Annotated in this window: 12 protein-coding genes, 1 pseudogene and 1 riboswitch; of the genes and pseudogenes, 6 read left to right on the top strand and 7 right to left on the bottom strand. The window is 59.0% G+C overall.

Annotated features, from left to right (window positions below; all coding sequences use genetic code 11):
• Window positions 1-2 precede the first annotated feature (2 nt).
• Together kdpA and kdpF are read right to left on the bottom strand one after the other, a co-directional pair.
• Window positions 3-1,703 carry a potassium-transporting ATPase subunit KdpA gene (gene kdpA, locus PSES9_RS0111635; RefSeq protein ID WP_010487099.1) on the bottom strand — a complete coding sequence of 567 codons (1,701 nt, stop codon included), beginning with the start codon at window positions 1,701-1,703 and terminating at the stop codon, window positions 3-5.
• 8 nt (window positions 1,704-1,711) lie between these two features.
• Window positions 1,712-1,801: a K(+)-transporting ATPase subunit F gene (gene kdpF, locus PSES9_RS24560; RefSeq protein WP_138943099.1), complete on the bottom strand. Its 90-nt coding sequence runs from the start codon at window positions 1,799-1,801 to the stop codon at window positions 1,712-1,714.
• Between the two features lie 207 nt (window positions 1,802-2,008).
• On the opposite strand from kdpF, the gene PSES9_RS0111625 reads away from it, so the two are divergent.
• The 6 genes and pseudogenes from PSES9_RS0111625 (at window position 2,009) to PSES9_RS0111600 (ending at window position 11,694) form a co-directional block, all read left to right on the top strand.
• On the top strand, window positions 2,009-2,779 hold the full coding sequence (locus PSES9_RS0111625) for a sulfite exporter TauE/SafE family protein (protein WP_010487097.1): 771 nt from the start codon (window positions 2,009-2,011) through the stop codon (window positions 2,777-2,779).
• A gap of 88 nt (window positions 2,780-2,867) precedes the next feature.
• Window positions 2,868-3,110: an exodeoxyribonuclease VII small subunit gene (locus tag PSES9_RS0111620; RefSeq protein ID WP_010487095.1), complete on the top strand. Its 243-nt coding sequence runs from the start codon at window positions 2,868-2,870 to the stop codon at window positions 3,108-3,110.
• Complete coding sequence (ispA, locus tag PSES9_RS0111615; protein WP_010487094.1) at window positions 3,107-3,994, top strand: (2E,6E)-farnesyl diphosphate synthase; 888 nt, start codon at window positions 3,107-3,109, stop codon at window positions 3,992-3,994. Before PSES9_RS0111620 ends, ispA begins: the two co-directional genes overlap by 4 nt.
• 151 nt (window positions 3,995-4,145) lie before the next feature.
• A complete protein-coding gene (locus PSES9_RS0111610; protein WP_010487092.1) occupies window positions 4,146-7,418 on the top strand; it encodes an acetyl-CoA carboxylase family protein in 3,273 nt (1,090 codons plus the stop codon).
• A 104-nt stretch (window positions 7,419-7,522) separates the two neighbouring features.
• Window positions 7,523-9,428, top strand: a pseudogene (dxs, locus tag PSES9_RS23430) (1-deoxy-D-xylulose-5-phosphate synthase).
• Window positions 9,429-9,459: 31 nt separating this feature from the next.
• A riboswitch (cobalamin riboswitch) is annotated at window positions 9,460-9,675 on the top strand.
• 96 nt (window positions 9,676-9,771) lie between these two features.
• Window positions 9,772-11,694, top strand: coding sequence for a TonB-dependent receptor domain-containing protein (locus tag PSES9_RS0111600; RefSeq protein WP_010487091.1), 1,923 nt, complete (start codon window positions 9,772-9,774; stop codon window positions 11,692-11,694).
• 71 nt (window positions 11,695-11,765) lie between these two features.
• Here PSES9_RS0111600 and PSES9_RS0111595 read toward each other — a convergent pair whose 3' ends face one another.
• The 5 genes from PSES9_RS0111595 to PSES9_RS0111575 form a co-directional block, all read right to left on the bottom strand.
• Window positions 11,766-13,139 (bottom strand): APC family permease, encoded by a 1,374-nt coding sequence (locus PSES9_RS0111595; RefSeq protein ID WP_010487090.1) that lies wholly within the window; start codon window positions 13,137-13,139, stop codon window positions 11,766-11,768.
• A gap of 200 nt (window positions 13,140-13,339) precedes the next feature.
• Window positions 13,340-14,143 carry a cobalamin-binding protein gene (locus tag PSES9_RS0111590; protein ID WP_010487089.1) on the bottom strand — a complete coding sequence of 268 codons (804 nt, stop codon included), beginning with the start codon at window positions 14,141-14,143 and terminating at the stop codon, window positions 13,340-13,342.
• Window positions 14,143-14,559: a hypothetical protein gene (locus PSES9_RS0111585; protein WP_010487087.1), complete on the bottom strand. Its 417-nt coding sequence runs from the start codon at window positions 14,557-14,559 to the stop codon at window positions 14,143-14,145. Before PSES9_RS0111585 ends, PSES9_RS0111590 begins: the two co-directional genes overlap by 1 nt.
• Window positions 14,556-15,176, bottom strand: coding sequence for a GTP cyclohydrolase II (gene ribA / locus PSES9_RS0111580; RefSeq protein WP_010487085.1), 621 nt, complete (start codon window positions 15,174-15,176; stop codon window positions 14,556-14,558). Before ribA ends, PSES9_RS0111585 begins: the two co-directional genes overlap by 4 nt.
• Before the next feature lie 151 nt (window positions 15,177-15,327).
• Window positions 15,328-15,966: a retropepsin-like aspartic protease family protein gene (locus PSES9_RS0111575; protein WP_010487084.1), complete on the bottom strand. Its 639-nt coding sequence runs from the start codon at window positions 15,964-15,966 to the stop codon at window positions 15,328-15,330.
• Window positions 15,967-15,981 lie beyond the last annotated feature (15 nt).

The following is a 15,981-nucleotide window of genomic DNA, read 5'->3' as shown; positions in this document are numbered from 1 at the left end:
CCTTAGAAGCCCTGCAGCAGGGTCAGGTGTTCAGCGATGGGACCAAGGGCCAGCGCTGGAAGAAAGGTCAAACCGCCAACCAACAAAATCACCATTGTCAGCAGCGTCACGAACAGCGGGCCGTGGGTGGGAAAGCTGTTGCCATCTTGCGGGGCTGATTTTTTCGCGGCCAGACTGCCTGCAATCGCAAGGATTGGCAGAATGAAACCGAAGCGCCCCAGCAGCATGGCCAAGGCGATCATCACATCGTGATACGGGGTATTGGCACCAAAGCCGGCAAATGCAGAGCCATTGTTGGCAGTGCCTGATGTGTAGGCATACAAGACCTGGCTAAAGCCATGTGCGCCGGGGTTGCTGATCGACATCGCCGGGCCAGGCAAGCTCACACCCAAGGCACCAAACACCAACACACCGACCGGCATGACCAGAAGCGTCATGACCAACAGGCGTACTTCACGCGCCTCAAGCTTCTTACCCAGGTATTCGGGTGTGCGCCCTATCATCAACCCGGCAAGAAATACCGTAATCAGGACAAACAACAACATACCGTACAGGCCCGCGCCAACCCCGCCGAAGATGACCTCACCGAGCATCATATTGAGCATCGGGATCATCCCGCCGAGCGCACTGAAACTGTCATGCATGGCGTTGACCGAACCATTGGCCGCGGCGGTAGTGGCCACCGCCCATAGAGCCGAGGCGGCAATGCCCAGTCGGCTTTCCTTTCCTTCGAGCGCACCAGATTGCTCAATGGGCAAGGCCGCCAGTGCAGGGTTGGGCTGCAACTCGGCGTACAAGGTCACAGCAAAGCCAGCCACAAACAGAATCAGCATGCTGGCCAACAGCGCACGACTTTGCCGCAGATCCTTGACGTAGTGACCGAAGGTGAACAGCAACGCCGCCGGGATCAGAATGATCGAAGCCATCTCGACCAGATTGCTCCATGCCGTCGGGTTCTCGAATGGATGCGCCGAGTTGACGCCAAAGAACCCGCCGCCATTGGTGCCCAACTGCTTGATTGCGATCTGGCTGGCCGCCGGCCCCAGGGGAATGCTCTGGTCAGCACCCAACAGCGTCTTGGCATGCACGTAGGCCATGAAGCTTTGTGGCACGCCCTGCCAGACCAAAAACAGCGCCAGCAACAGGCAAAACGGCAGCAGCACATAGAGCACGCCACGCGTCATATCGACCCAGAAATTGCCAATGCTGTTACTTGAGCGGCGAGCAATACCGCGACAAAAGACGACCAACACCGCAAGGCCCACCGCCGGGCTGACAAAATTTTGCACGCCAAGCCCAAGCATCTGGCTGAAATAGCTCAGTGATGCCTCGCCGCTGTAGGCCTGCCAGTTGGTATTGGTGACGAAGCTCACCGCCGTATTGAGCGCCAGCGGCCAATCCATACCGGCAATATGCTCTGGATTGAGCCCCAAACGGCCTTGCAACATCAGGATTGCAAACAGCCCGATCAGGCACGCCAGGGTGAACATCAATAGAGCAGTGCTGTAGCCTTTCCAGTCCTGCTCGGCTTGGCTATCAACCCCCGCAAGGCGGTAGCAAAAACGCTCTATGGGCAACAGCACCGGGCTGAGCAGGGTCTTGTGCCCTTCCATTACCCGGAAGATATAGCGCCCCAGAAAAGGGGCAGGCACCAGCACCAATACAAAGAAGGCCAGAATCAGCCAATAATCTTGGATGTGCATAAGGCCTCCTAACCACGCTCGGCGCGCATCAGCGCAAGCAGCAGATAAAAGAACAGGCCAAGGGCCAAACACAGCGACAATCCGTCGAGAACACTCATAGTCATTGCTCCGAAAACGCCCCAACGGCGCATGAGTCATTCTCGGATTTCAGGCGTAAAGGTTCGATTGGGCTAAGGCGCGGACGGCGTAAAGAAAGTATAAAAATTCAGTCTTGGCCAAATCAGGCAGCACCTGCCGAGCAACATCCTGCTTGGCGAACAACCGACGATTGATTAGGCTGCGCCTTTTACTGCAAAGACGCTCCAATGCCCTGGCTTGATATAGCGATTTTGATTGCCGCAGGATTCGCCGCAGGTGCAATGAATGCCCTGGCCGGGGGCGGTACGTTTTTCTCGTTCCCCGCGTTACTTGCCACAGGCCTGGCGCCCGTCACCGCCAATGCAACCAACGCCGTTGCGCTCTGGCCAGCGAGCGTTGCGGCAGCCTGGGCTGGGCGCAAGACACTGCAACCGCTCGGCAGCTACCTGGTTCCCTTGCTATTGGCAGGACTTGGCGGCGGCTTGCTTGGCGGTATCTTGCTACTGCTTGGTGGCGATGAAATTTTTCGCGGTTTAATCCCTTGGCTCCTGCTCGGCGCCACACTTTTATTTGCCGCCAGCCCACAACTAAGTCGTGCCCTGGCCGCGCGCCGTTCAGCAAATACACAACCGCCGCACACGACATGGTCATTGGCGGCGCATGCGACGGTTTCGGTGTACGGCGGCTACTTCGGTGCGGGCATGGGCATTTTACAACTCGCCGCCTTCTCGATCGAAGGCCATGCCCTGGCACGCAGCAATGCGCTTAAAAACCTGATTTCGGCGGTGATCTACAGCGTCGCAACCGGTACCTTTATCATCGCCGGGCGGGTTAGTTGGTACGAGCTGGTCATACTCCTGGGCGGCGCAACCATTGGCGGTTATGCCGGCGGAGCGCTCGGCCAGCGCCTGCCCGCCAAGTTCCTGCGCCTGCTGGTCATTGCCGTTGGCAGCTGCATGACGCTGTATTATTTCTGGGCGACTTACCTGCGCAGTTGAAAGCGGCCCATGATTTGCCCGAAAGCCTCGTCTCTGCTAGTGTCGCGAGCGATATTCGTCCGTTGATTTCCCGCCGAGAACACCCGCCATGGCCCGCAAGAAAGCCGCTGTTTATTTTGAGCAGTCCCTGACAGAGCTGCAAAGCTTGGTCGAACGCCTAGAAAACGGCGAAATGTCGCTCGAAGACTCACTGACCGCCTTCGAACAAGGTATCCGCCTGACCCGCGATTGCCAGGCCGCGCTGGCGCAAGCCGAACAAAAGGTCAGCCTGCTGCTGGAACGTAATGGCGAGCTGGAGGAAGCGCCTTTCGACGCGGATAAACAAGCATGATCGAAGCCTATCAGGCGCAGTGCCAAAACCGTGTAGATGCCGCCCTTGAGCGTCTGTTTGTTGCACCACAGCCAGAATTGCAACGCCTGTATCAAGCCATCCGCTACAGCGTCACCAATGGCGGCAAGCGCGTACGCCCGCTACTGGCCTACGCAGCGTGCGAAGCCCTGGGCGGCAATGTCGAGCACGCCAATGGCGCCGCCTGCGCGGTCGAGCTGATCCATGCCTACTCATTGGTCCATGACGATTTGCCAGCCATGGATGACGATGACCTGCGCCGAGGCAAGCCGACCACACACAAAGCCTTCGATGAAGCCGCTGCCATTCTGGCTGGCGATGGCCTGCAAACCCTGGCCTTTGAAGTGCTCGGCAACGCTGAGTTGAACCCCCACAGTGCCGGGTTGCGCCTGGCGATGATCGCGACCCTCGCCCGTGCCTCCGGCCCGGCGGGCATGGTGGGTGGCCAGGCAATAGACCTGGGTTCGGTTGGCCAGGCACTTGACCAGGCGGCCCTGGAAAATATGCACAGGCACAAGACCGGCGCCCTGATCGAGGCCAGCGTCGCCCTTGGCGCACTGGCCAGCGGCAACGCAGACCCGGCCACACTGGCCGCCCTGCAGCGCTATGCCCAGGCGATAGGCCTGGCCTTCCAGGTGCAGGACGACATTCTCGATATCGAGAGCGATACTCACACCCTGGGTAAAACCCAAGGCAAGGACCAGGCTAACGACAAGCCAACCTACCCCGCGATACTGGGTTTGCAGAACGCTAAAGGCTATGCGCTGGAGTTACGCGACCAGGCCCTTGCGGCACTGGAAGACCTGGGCTCCCCGGCTGAGCCGCTGCGCATGCTGGCTCGCTATATTGTCGAGCGCCGCCACTAACTAGAACGGCGACCTGAGCAACTGGGTTGCCGCCTGCCTCAGGCACAATCACTCAAACAAATACCTTGTCGATCAGCAGGCAAGGCTTTGTTTACCCGCGCCGCATAGTGCATAAGATGGTCTCCAGAATAAGAATTTTGGAGCCGTTGCCATGTCCTTTTCAGCCTTGCTGATCGCCAACCGCGGTGAAATCGCCATCCGCATTGCCCGCGCCGCTGCCGATATGAATCTGCGCAGCGTTGCTATCCATGCAGAAGACGATGCGACCTCCCTGCATGTGCGCACAGCTGATCACGCAGTTGCCCTCAAGGGCCGTGGGGTTGCCGCCTATCTGGACATCAACCAGCTAATCCGTGTTGCCGTGGAAAACGGCTGCGACGCCATCCACCCGGGTTACGGGTTTCTTGCGGAAAACCCGGAATTTGCCCGCCAATGTGCCGCCGCAGGCATTTGCTTTATTGGCCCTGGTGCTGAAGTCCTGCAACTTTTTGGCGACAAGGCCCAGGCCCGGGCACTGGCCGAGCGTTGCGACGTCAAGCTGGTACCGGGTATCAACCAGGCAATAACCCTGCAACAAGCACAGGACTTTATGCACAGCCTCGGCGACTCATCGGCGGTCATGCTCAAGGCGCTGGCAGGGGGTGGCGGGCGCGGCATGCGGGCGGTATTCAACCCCACCGATTTGCCTGAAGCATTCCAGCGCTGCCAGAGCGAAGCCCAAGGCGCCTTTGGCAACGGCGCGCTGTACATAGAACAATTGGTGAACAACGCCCGCCATATCGAAATCCAGCTGTTAGGCGATGGCAGCGGAGCGGTCAGCCATTTGTGGGAGCGTGACTGCAGCCTGCAACGACGCCAGCAAAAGATCATCGAGATAGCACCAAGCCCGGACCTGTCGCCAGCCACACGCCAAGGCATGATCGACGCCGCGCTCAAACTTGCCAGCAGCGTCAATTACCAAGGCATCGGCACCTTCGAGTTCCTGCTCGATAACGATCAACCCGAGCAGTTCTACTTTATGGAGGCCAACCCCCGGATCCAGGTTGAACACAGCATCACCGAGCAAATCACCGGCGTTGACCTGGTGCAATGCCAAATCAAGCTGGCCATGGGTTATTCGCTGGCCGATCTCAATCTGCTGCAACCACCGGTGATCAATGGCTGTGCCGTGCAACTGCGAATCAACCTGGAAACCATCGACAGCGACGGCAAGACCCAACCGGCCACCGGCACCCTAAGTGCTTACCAACCGCCCAGTGGTCCTGGTTTGCGAGTGGATGGCTACGGCTACCCGGGCTACAGCATCAACCCGAACTACGACTCCTTGCTGGCCAAGCTGATTGTGCATGCCCCCGATTACCCCAGCGCATTGCGCAAAGCCTATCGTGCGCTCTGTGAGTTCAATATCGAAGGCGTGAGCAATTCAATCAGCCTGCTGCAAAGCTTGCTGCAGCTTCCAGAGGTTGCACGCAATGAGGTCAACACCCGCTTTGTCGAAAAACAAATGAGCAGGCTACTCGACTGTGCTCATCCGCACCTGTATTTCAATCACGGCGCCAGCTCGACAGCCAGTCCGCTCGCCACTCCCGTGCCCGAGGGCTGCGCAGCCTTGGGCGCACCGAGCAGCGGCGTGGTCGTCAGTCTTGAAGTCAGGCAAGGCGATAGCATCGCAAAGGGCCAGACCATTGCCGTGCTCGAAGCCATGAAAATGGAGCTTGAAGTCAGGGCAGAGCAAAGCGGCATTGTCCACAGTCTCGCGGTAGAGACCGGCAGCATAGTCAATCAAGGGGCGGCCTTGATGTTTATCGAGCCCGCCCAGGTCACCGAGCAACAGGTGCTCAATGAACAAAGTGCCGATCTTGAGCATATACGTGCGGATCTCGCCGAGGTCCTTGAACGCCACGCCCTCACCCTTGATGAAAGACGCCCGCAGGCTGTGGCCAAACGCCGTAAAACCAGGCAGCGCACCACCCGGGAAAACCTTGCGGACCTGCTGGATGATGGCAGCTTTAACGAATACGGCGCCCTGGCCATCGCAGCACAACGGCGGGGGCGCTCACTCGACGAGCTGATCGAGCAAAGTCCTGCCGATGGACTGGTTGCCGGCACCGGCACTGTTAACGCCAGTTTGTTTGGCAATAAAGCCGCGCGCTGCATGGCCATCGCCTACGACTACACGGTATTTGCCGGCACCCAGGGCGTCATGAATCACAAGAAGACCGACCGCATGCTGCAATTGGCCGAACAATGGCGCTTGCCCCTGGTGTTATTTGCCGAAGGCGGTGGCGGTCGACCCGGCGATACGGATTTCGTCGGTGTCGCCGGGCTGGATTGTCACACCTTTGTCGGCATGGCCAGGCTTTCTGGCCTGGTACCGCTGGTCGGCGTGGTGTCTGGACGTTGCTTTGCGGGCAATGCTGCGCTGCTGGGCTGCTGCGATGTGATTATCGCCACGCACAACGCCAGCATCGGCATGGCAGGCCCGGCCATGATCGAAGGTGGCGGGCTGGGCAGTTTTAGCGCCGAACAAGTCGGCCCCTCAAGCGTCCAAAGCCCGAACGGCGTGATTGACCTGCTGGTCGAGGATGAAGCCGAGGCCGTGCGCGTCGCCAAGCAATACCTGGGTTACTTTCAAGGCGCGCTGAGCACCTGGCAATGCGCGGATCAGCGCCTGCTGCGCCATCTGATTCCCGAAAACCGCTTGCGCGTGTATGACATCCGCCAAGTGATCGAAACCCTGGCGGATCAAGACTCAGTTCTGGAACTGCGTCGCGAGTTTGCGCCGGGTATGATCACCGCCTTTATTCGTATCGAGGGCCAGGCCTTTGGCTTGCTCGCCAATAACCCCGCGCATCTCGGCGGCGCCATTGACGCAGTCGGTGGCGACAAGGCCGCGCGCTTTATGCGGCTGTGCAATGCATTTGGTATTCCACTGGTATCACTGTGTGATACCCCCGGATTCATGGTCGGCCCGCAAGCAGAGCAACAAGCCACTGTGCGCCATGTATCGCGCATCTTTGTGGCTGCTGCCAGCCTGAGGGTGCCCTTCTTCACCATCGTTCTGCGAAAGGGTTACGGCCTGGGTGCGCAAGCGATGGCCGCAGGCAGCTTCCATTCGCCGCTGTTCACCGCCGCCTGGCCCAGCGCTGAATTCGGCGCCATGGGCCTTGAAGGGGCGGTTCGCCTGGGTTTTGCCAAAGAGTTGGCAGCCGCCGAGTCCGATCAAGCACGCCAGCAACTGTTCGACAAGCTGGTGGCCAAGGCCTATGCCAATGGCAAGGCAATCAATATGGCCAGCTTCCTTGAAATCGACGCAGTGATTGACCCTGAACAGACGCGTGGATGGCTGACCCGAGGTCTCAACTCGACACCGCCCACTGTCGCCGAGCAACCCCACAAACGCGGTTTTATCGACACCTGGTAGCTCCCGGCCATGACAAGCGGATGCTCAATGGCCACTTCTTATTTGGGTACTGCGCGGGGCTTCGGGTAAACTGGCGCATCTTTGTATTTATAACGATTCGCCTGATGCCGACGACTTTCCACGAGATTCCACGCGAACGACCGCTGACGCCCTTGCTTGACCGCGCGAATACGCCGACCGAGTTGCGCCGCCTGGGCGAAGCCGAGCTGGAAACCCTGGCCGACGAACTGCGCCAATACTTGCTTTACACCGTTGGCCAGACGGGCGGCCACTTTGGCGCGGGCCTGGGTGTAGTCGAGCTGACAATTGCCCTGCATTACGTGTTTGACACCCCGGACGACCGCCTGGTCTGGGATGTTGGCCATCAAGCCTACCCGCACAAGATCCTGACGGGCCGCCGCGAACGCATGGCCACCCTGCGCCAAAAGGACGGCATTGCCGCATTCCCGCGGCGCAGTGAAAGCGAGTACGACACCTTTGGCGTGGGTCACTCAAGCACGTCCATCAGCGCTGCGCTGGGCATGGCTGTTGCCGCGAAAATCCAGGGCAGCAGCCGCAAGAGTGTTGCTGTCATTGGTGATGGCGCGCTGACCGCCGGGATGGCGTTCGAAGCGCTGAACCACGCCTCCGACCTCAAGGCCAACATGCTGGTGGTGCTCAACGACAACGACATGTCGATCTCGCGCAATGTGGGCGGGCTGTCGAACTACCTGGCGAAAACTCTTTCCAGCCGCACCTATGCAAGCATGCGCGAGGGCAGCAAGAAGGTCCTCTCGCGCCTGCCCGGCGCCTGGGAAATCGCCCGCAAGACCGAAGAACACGCCAAAGGCATGCTGGTTCCAGGCACCCTGTTTGAAGAACTTGGCTGGAACTACATAGGCCCGATCGATGGCCATGACCTGCCGACAATGCTGGCTACGCTGCGTAACATGCGCGACCTTGAAGGCCCGCAGTTCCTGCATGTGATCACCAAAAAAGGCAAAGGCTTCGCCCCGGGGGAGGGGGAAAGCCGATCCCATTGGCTACCACGCCATTACCAAGCTTGAGCCAGTCAATCGCCCAGCCGCACAAGCCAAGAAAGCGTCCGGCCCCAAATACTCCAGCGTATTCGGCCAGTGGCTATGCGACATGGCAGCGCAGGACCCGCGCCTGCTCGGTATCACCCCGGCAATGAAAGAAGGCTCTGACCTGGTCGCCTTCAGCGAGCAATATCCCGATCGCTATTTCGATACGGCGATTGCCGAGCAGCACGCAGTCACACTTGCAGCGGGCATGGCGTGCGAAGGCAGCAAACCGGTCGTGGCGATTTACTCGACCTTCTTGCAACGCGCCTACGACCAACTGATCCACGACGTGGCCGTGCAGCACCTGGACGTATTGTTTGCCATCGACCGCGCGGGTTTGGTCGGTGAAGATGGCCCAACCCATGCGGGCAGCTTCGATATCACCTACCTGCGCTGCATTCCCGGCATGCTGGTGATGACCCCAAGCGATGAAAACGAATTGCGCCGCATGTTGACCACCGGGCACCTGTATAACGGCCCGGCAGCTGTACGCTACCCGCGAGGCACTGGCCCCAACGCACCGATTGAGGCCGGTCTTGAGCCGTTTGAAATCGGTAAGGGCGTAATCCGCCGCCAGGGTAGCGGCACAGCCATGCTGGTGTTCGGCGTACAGTTGAGTGAAGCGCTAAAGGCTGCCGAAGCACTGGATGCGACCGTGGTCGACATGCGCTTCGTAAAACCCATTGATGAAGCATTGATCCGCCAGCTGGCCGCTGAGCATGAACTGCTGGTGACCATTGAAGAGAACAGCGTCATGGGCGGTGCTGGAAGTGCCGTCAGCGAGTTCCTGGCGCAGAAAAACCTGCTCAAGCCAGTGTTGCACCTTGGCTTGCCCGACCTTTACGTCGAGCACGCCAAGCCGTCACAAATGCTTGCCGAATGCGGCCTCGATGCCGCCGGTATTGAGCAAGCAATTCGTCAGCGCCTGGCTGTTATCAACAAATAAGTAACCCCCTACCGCCAACTCGGTAGCGGCTGTAATCGTGATTGACCGAGGTCGCTGCCAGCCGCAAGGCTCAGCGTGAAAAGGGAAGCAGGTGCGTCCATGACAATGCCTGCGCTGCCCCCGCAACGGTAACCGACAGTGCTGCGCTCAGGCGCAACACAGCGTTTTTCGACAACCACTGGGTTCGCCCGGGAAGGTGAAAAACGCAGTCGGCAGCCCGGAGACCTGCCTCGTTGCAATTTTTGACTGGTGTTGCGGAGGGCATCACCGTCAAGTGCAGGCTTCCGTTTGCCAGTACTTGCCCCTGCCCTCCTCAAAAGCATTGCACTTTTGAGGTTGTTAAATGAAGTTTTCCCGTGTTTCCCTGGCTCTTGCCCTGGCTCCGTGCCTGGCTAACGCAGCCGAACCTGCTGGACCTTACCAAGCGTCTCCGTTGGTCATTACCTCTGGCCGCCAGGCCGAGCCGATCAGCAAGGCCACGGCTGCAATTACCGTATATGACCGCCAAGACATCGAACGTCTGCAAGCCGGCGACGTTCTGGACCTGCTCGCCCGCACCCCAGGCGTCAGCGTCCAGCGCAGCGGTGGCAGCGGCTCGCTGAGCGGGATATTTATTCGCGGCACCTCGACGGCGCAAAGCCTGGTGCTGGTCAACGGCCAACGCATCGCTGGCAGCTCAAGTGGCACGGCCAGCCTTGAACAGCTCAATCTTGATCAAATCGAGCGTATCGAAGTGGTCCGTGGCAGTCGCTCGGCGCTCTATGGCTCAGATGCAATTGGTGGCGTTATCCAGATTTTCACCCGCACAGGTGAACAAGGCTTGCACCCACGCCTGAAAGTCGGCTTCGGCACCCACGGTACCTGGCAGCGCAGCCTTGGCCTGTCTGGAGGCGATGAGCAAACCCGTTTCGACCTGGGAGCATCACTCGATGAAACCGATGGATTTGAGCGCACTAACCTGATTGGCAGTGAAGACAGCGCCTACCGCAACAAGGGCCTCAACCTGAGCCTGTCGCATAATTTCAGCGATAGCCTTGAAGCCGGGATCAACCTGCTGCGCCAAACCGGACAAAGCGAATACGACTACAGTTTGTCGCCCGCCCAAGCCGCTGATACAGACTTTGAAGAATCAACCGGTAGCGCTTACCTGCAATCGAAACTGAACGAGTACTGGACTTCGCGCCTGGAACTGGGGCACACCGAGAACCGGCAAAAATCCCACGACCCATACGGTGGCTCGGTCTTCAATACCTACCGTGACCAAGCCAGTTGGCTCAATACAATCGCCTTTGCCGAGCACCAGCAATTGTTGCTCGGCCTGGACTGGTATGAGGATCGCCTAAATAGCTCGACACCCTTCAACGAGGACTCGCGCTGGAACAAAGCCGCATTCATCCAGCACCGCTACGACAATGACCAATTCGGCACGGAGTTGGGCCTACGCCATGACGACAACCAGGCCTTTGGCAGCGAGAACAGTTGGAACGCTGCCTTCACCTGGCACCTGAACGACGATAATGACTTGATCGCCTCCTACAGTGAGTCGTTCCGAGCGCCCACCTTCAATGACCTGTACTACCCGGACGACTGCTTCCCGGGCTTCGGCTGCACGGTCTACAGCAACCCCGATCTAAAACCCGAGACGGCTCGCAGCTATGAACTGCAGTGGCGTTCGCGCCTGTCGCCGAGCAGCTCACTCGAAGTCTCGGCCTACCGCACCCGCATCGAAGACGCCATAGTCACCAACAATGCGCTGGACGGTAACCAAGCAAACAGCGTTGATGCCTTCCGCCCCGAAAACATTGACCGAGCGACCATCCACGGCCTGGAAGTCGCCCTCAAGCAACAACTGTTCGGCTGGCAGGCCAGTCTCGGCTACAGCCTGGTCGATGCCCGCAACAGCAGTGGCAGCGGCAATGACGGCAAGCGTCTGAGCCGTCGTCCGGAAAACACCTTCACCGCCGATCTGGATCGCAGCTTTGGTCAGTTCAATGTCGGCGCTAGTTGGTTGGTGGCGAGCCATAGCTACAACGACCTGGCCAATACCCAGGAAATACCGGGCTATGGCGTACTGGGCCTGCGCGCAGGCTGGAATGCCCCCAACGACCTGCGCTTCGACCTGAAGCTGGACAACCTGCTCGACCACGATTACTACCAGGCAAACGGCACCGCATTCGACAGCACTACATTCGCCCAGGTGCCCTTCCATTACGAAGAAGCCGGGCGTACCGCACTGGTTTCGATGACCTGGACACCGCAGCTGTAACCGAACACCCGGCCACTAAAAAGGACCGCTTGATGCGGTCCTTTTTATTTATGGGGCCTCAGCGCCTGGACTCAATGGCCAATTTCAACGCTTCCGTAAGCCTTGCGCGAGTATCCGTAGAGCACGGCACCCAAGATCGCCCATACGCCGACCAACAGCCACTCGACTGGCAGCAACGCCGAAGGTGAGACAGGCGTATAAAGCAGCACCAGGCCAAGCGAAAGCAGCAACGCCACATAACCAACCCAAGGACCACGCCCGGCGCGGAACGGACGCTCCATATCAGGCTCATTCCTGCGCAGCACAATGAACGAAAGCGCCACCATCGCATAGGCAACAACGATGCCCAGGCCACCGGCATCAACCAGCCAGACCAGCGCCTGGCGCCCGAACAAGGGGGCGATGATCGACAGCGCACCAATCAGGAGAATCGCATTGACCGGTGTTTTGTAGGTGGGATGCAGCTTGGCCAGGAACGCCGGCAGCATCTTGGCTTCAGCCATCGCATAGACAGCCCGCGAGCCGCCGATTAGAAACGCGTTCCAACTGGTCAAGATACCCCCCAGGCCCGCAAGAACCAAGAGTTTGCCTGCCCAGCTTCCACCCAGCACTGCTGTTGCCGCATCGGCAGTCGCCAGTTTCGAGCCCGCCAGCGCCTGGACATCCAATGCTCGACCCGTGGCGTACATGATCAAGATGTACCAGGCGACAGCCATCAAGACGGAAACGATCAGGATAATGCCGATCTTGCGAAATGGCAGATCGATTTCTTCAGCGGCCTGCGGAATGACGTCAAAGCCAACGAACAAAAACGGCGTCATGATGATGACTGAAAATACACCGCCCACTCCGCCGATGAACAAGGGCTCGGTGTTGGCGCTTGAGCCGTTAAACAGCGAACCGCTGATAAGCATGATGCCAACCGCCAGAATCAGTACCGTGATCACCGCTTGAAACAGCGCGCTGGATTTCACACCCCGGATATTCAGCCATGTCATGCCGATTGCACCGACAATACCCACCAGCGCCCAGGTGAAGTAAACCTCCCAGCCAGCGATTGAGTACATCAAGCCAACCTTGTATCCGGGAATAAGCTCCTCAAGCACAGTGGGCAAGGCAACCGCCTCAAAGGCGACCACCGAGACATAACCGAGAATGATCGCCCAGGTGCAGAAGAACGAGGCTCCGGCGCCTAATGCCCGGTGAGCGTAGACGTGCTCGCCGCCGTTTTGCGGCATGGCTGCCGCCAGTTCGGCATAGGCCAGGCCAATCATGATCACCGCAGTGCCACCAATTGCAAAAGCCAGCATAGTGCCGCCTGTGCCAGCGTTACTGATCATGGTCCCGGCAAGTACAACCCAGCCCCAGCCAACCATTGCACCGAAGGCCAACGCGATTACATCCGTTGAACCCAATACCCGGGCAAATTTCTTGTTATTGGACATGGTTCCTCCTTGAGTCCGAACCTCTAGGCAACTCTGGACAGCTGCTGAAGGCTTCATTTGAAAATATGAACCCTTAAACTGCCCGTCGGTTCAATGGCCAGATGCATGCTGCAAGATTTCTCGCACGCCACCCTGAGTTTACGGGCACACGAAACTCCCCCAGCCCCATGGGTTCCGGAAGAAGTGGCTGTGCGTTGGGGTTATTGCGCCTTTGCCAGCACTTGGCAGAGTTGCGCGGTGGCATGCAGCATCTGGAAGCTTGGGCGTTCCAGGCCTTTATCCGGCACCTGCCAAAGCTGCTTGCGCTTGACCGCAGTTATATCAGGCCAGCGTTGCCAGGGTTCAAGCTGCGCACCGCTGCCGGCCAGGATCACCTCCGGATTGCGCTGTAAAACCGCCTCGACACTGACCTGAGGCGCAGGCAAGCGAATATCGGCAAAGACATTCTCGGCGCCGCAGACACGCAGTGCGTCACTGACAATTTGCTGACCACCCAGGGTGTATAGCGGCTTATCCCAGACCTGGTAGAACACCGACAATGATTGCTGCCGATGATAGCGCTTGCGCAAATCAGCCAGCCCCTGGCGAAACTGTTGCTGCAACCGTCGGCCTTGCTGGCCCCGGCCGATGCGCTGGCCGATTTCGGCAAACTGGTCGGCAAGGCTATCGAGCGTATGCGGCTCAGCCACCAGCATCGGGATACCAAAGGCTCGCAACTGCTCGCGCTGCGCCTGGCTAACACTGCCGGGCCACAACAGGATCAAGTCTGGCTGCAAGGCCAACAGGGTTTCCAGCTCCAGCTGCCCGTAGCGGCCGACCGATGGCAATTGTGCCACGGCCGCAGGTCGTGGCCCGCCATCGAGCACGCCAACCAGTTGCTGCCTGGCGCCAAGCTCAATAACGATTTCGGTCAGTGACGGGGCAAGGCTGACGATTCGCTGCGCCGCCAGGGCTGGGGCGGATAAACCGACTGCCAGCAGCAGGGTCAACCACAGGCGAAGCATCAACCGAGCTGACGAGGAGTGCGGTAAAGGTAGAGAATGACCATGCTCGACACCGTCAGCAGGATCAGCGGGATCGCTTCAAGGCTGGTGAATACCGCTACGGCAGCAATCCAGGCCGGCAGGCTGGCACCAACAAAGGCCTTACGCCGCGTTTTGGCCAGAGCCTGCCAAGCCGCAGGCTCGGCATCGCTATCGCGGGCCTTTCCCGTGGCAATAACCGCATGTTTGTAGGCATTGAACAGCGGCAAGCTGACAAACATCGACAACATACCGGCAATAAAGAACGGCATCGCCAATATGCCTGGTTGGCGGCTGGACTCGAACAGGCTATTGAAGATGATGACCGGCAAGAGGACCAGCGCCAACTGCCACCACCACAGAATCGAAAGATGGCGACGTGCCTGAGCCCGATTCACACTTTTTCCTCGACCTCGGCCTGATGCATGCTGCCGAGCATGTGGCCAAGCTTGCCAGCCTTGGTCGCCAGGTACTTTTTGTTGTGCGGATTATGGTCAATCTGCAAAGGCACCCGTGCCGCCACATTGATGCCCATGTCGCCCAGCGCCTTCACCTTGCGCGGGTTGTTGGTCATCAGTTTCAGCTCGGTAATGCCCAGATGGTCGAGCATTGGCTTACAGATCGCATAGTCACGCTGGTCGGCTCCGAAGCCCAGGCGCTCATTGGCTTCAACGGTATCGGCACCGCCATCCTGCAATTCATAGGCACGAATTTTATTCAAAAAGCCAATACCACGGCCCTCCTGGCGCAGGTAAAGCAATACGCCGCGCCCTTCAGCAGCAATGGCGCTCAGCGCAGCTTCGAGTTGAAAACCGCAATCACAGCGCAGGCTGAACAGCGCATCGCCGGTCAGGCATTCGGAATGCAAACGCCCCAGCACGGGTGCACCGTTGGCAACATCGCCAAATGTCAGCGCGACATGCTCCTTGCCTGTGGTTTCTTCAAGGAAGCCATGCATGGTGAAGACGCCAAACGGCGTAGGTAATTGGGAGGCAGCAACGAACACGACTGGCACCCTGTGCTCCTAGAGTCAGTAAGGGATATAGGCGTGCATTGTAACAGCAGCCAATAGCCAGGGGTCAGCCTGAATTACTGATGATAAGTATCAAGGAAAATAACTCGACCGGAGCCTTTACTTGCTCACATCCATTGGTCGAAGCAATGCATCAATGCTTGGACTCCAGCACCAGCACGTCCTGATCGACCTTCCAGCCCACGCGCCCGAGGAAACTCATGCCCAGCAACGCCTCGCCACCCGTGCCCACATCCATCACGGTGCCTTCCACGCCCCGCACCTCGATGGTGCCGACCTTGACACTGTCGAGATTGATCCGCCAGCCACGGGCCACGCCATTTGCGGTACTGACCCGTATTTCTCTGCCTGTAGCCCGATAGTCTATTCCCAGCCGATCGGCTTGGGCGCCGGTCAAGGCGACCGAAGTGGCGCCGGTATCCACCAAAAACTGAATGGGGTGACCGTTAACCGAACCGGCGACCCAGTAATGGCCACTTTCACCCTTGGCAATGCTCAGGGAACGCTTCTGCGGCGCCGCCATGCCTTGGCTGTAGTCACGCGAGAGGCTGTAGTTGCGCTCTACCCCGTCGACTCGCAGCACCGCACCACGCGCATCCGCGCTCACCACCTGAACCCCGCCAGGTCCGGTCTGGCCGACTTTTACCAGCTTGCGCTGACCATCGACATTCAGCACAGCCGCACCCGGAAACAATCCGACCACTTGAATTTGCGGTGCAGCCCAGGCCAGGCTGGCGAAGGCCAAGAGCACGCTGAAGCAGAGTATTTTCATGTGCGGTTTCCAACA

The sequence above is a fragment of the Pseudomonas sp. S9 genome, assembly GCF_000222125.1.
GTDB classification, from domain to species: Bacteria; Pseudomonadota; Gammaproteobacteria; order Pseudomonadales; family Pseudomonadaceae; genus Aquipseudomonas; species Aquipseudomonas segetis.
This window is presented reverse-complemented; position numbering and strand designations above follow the sequence as displayed.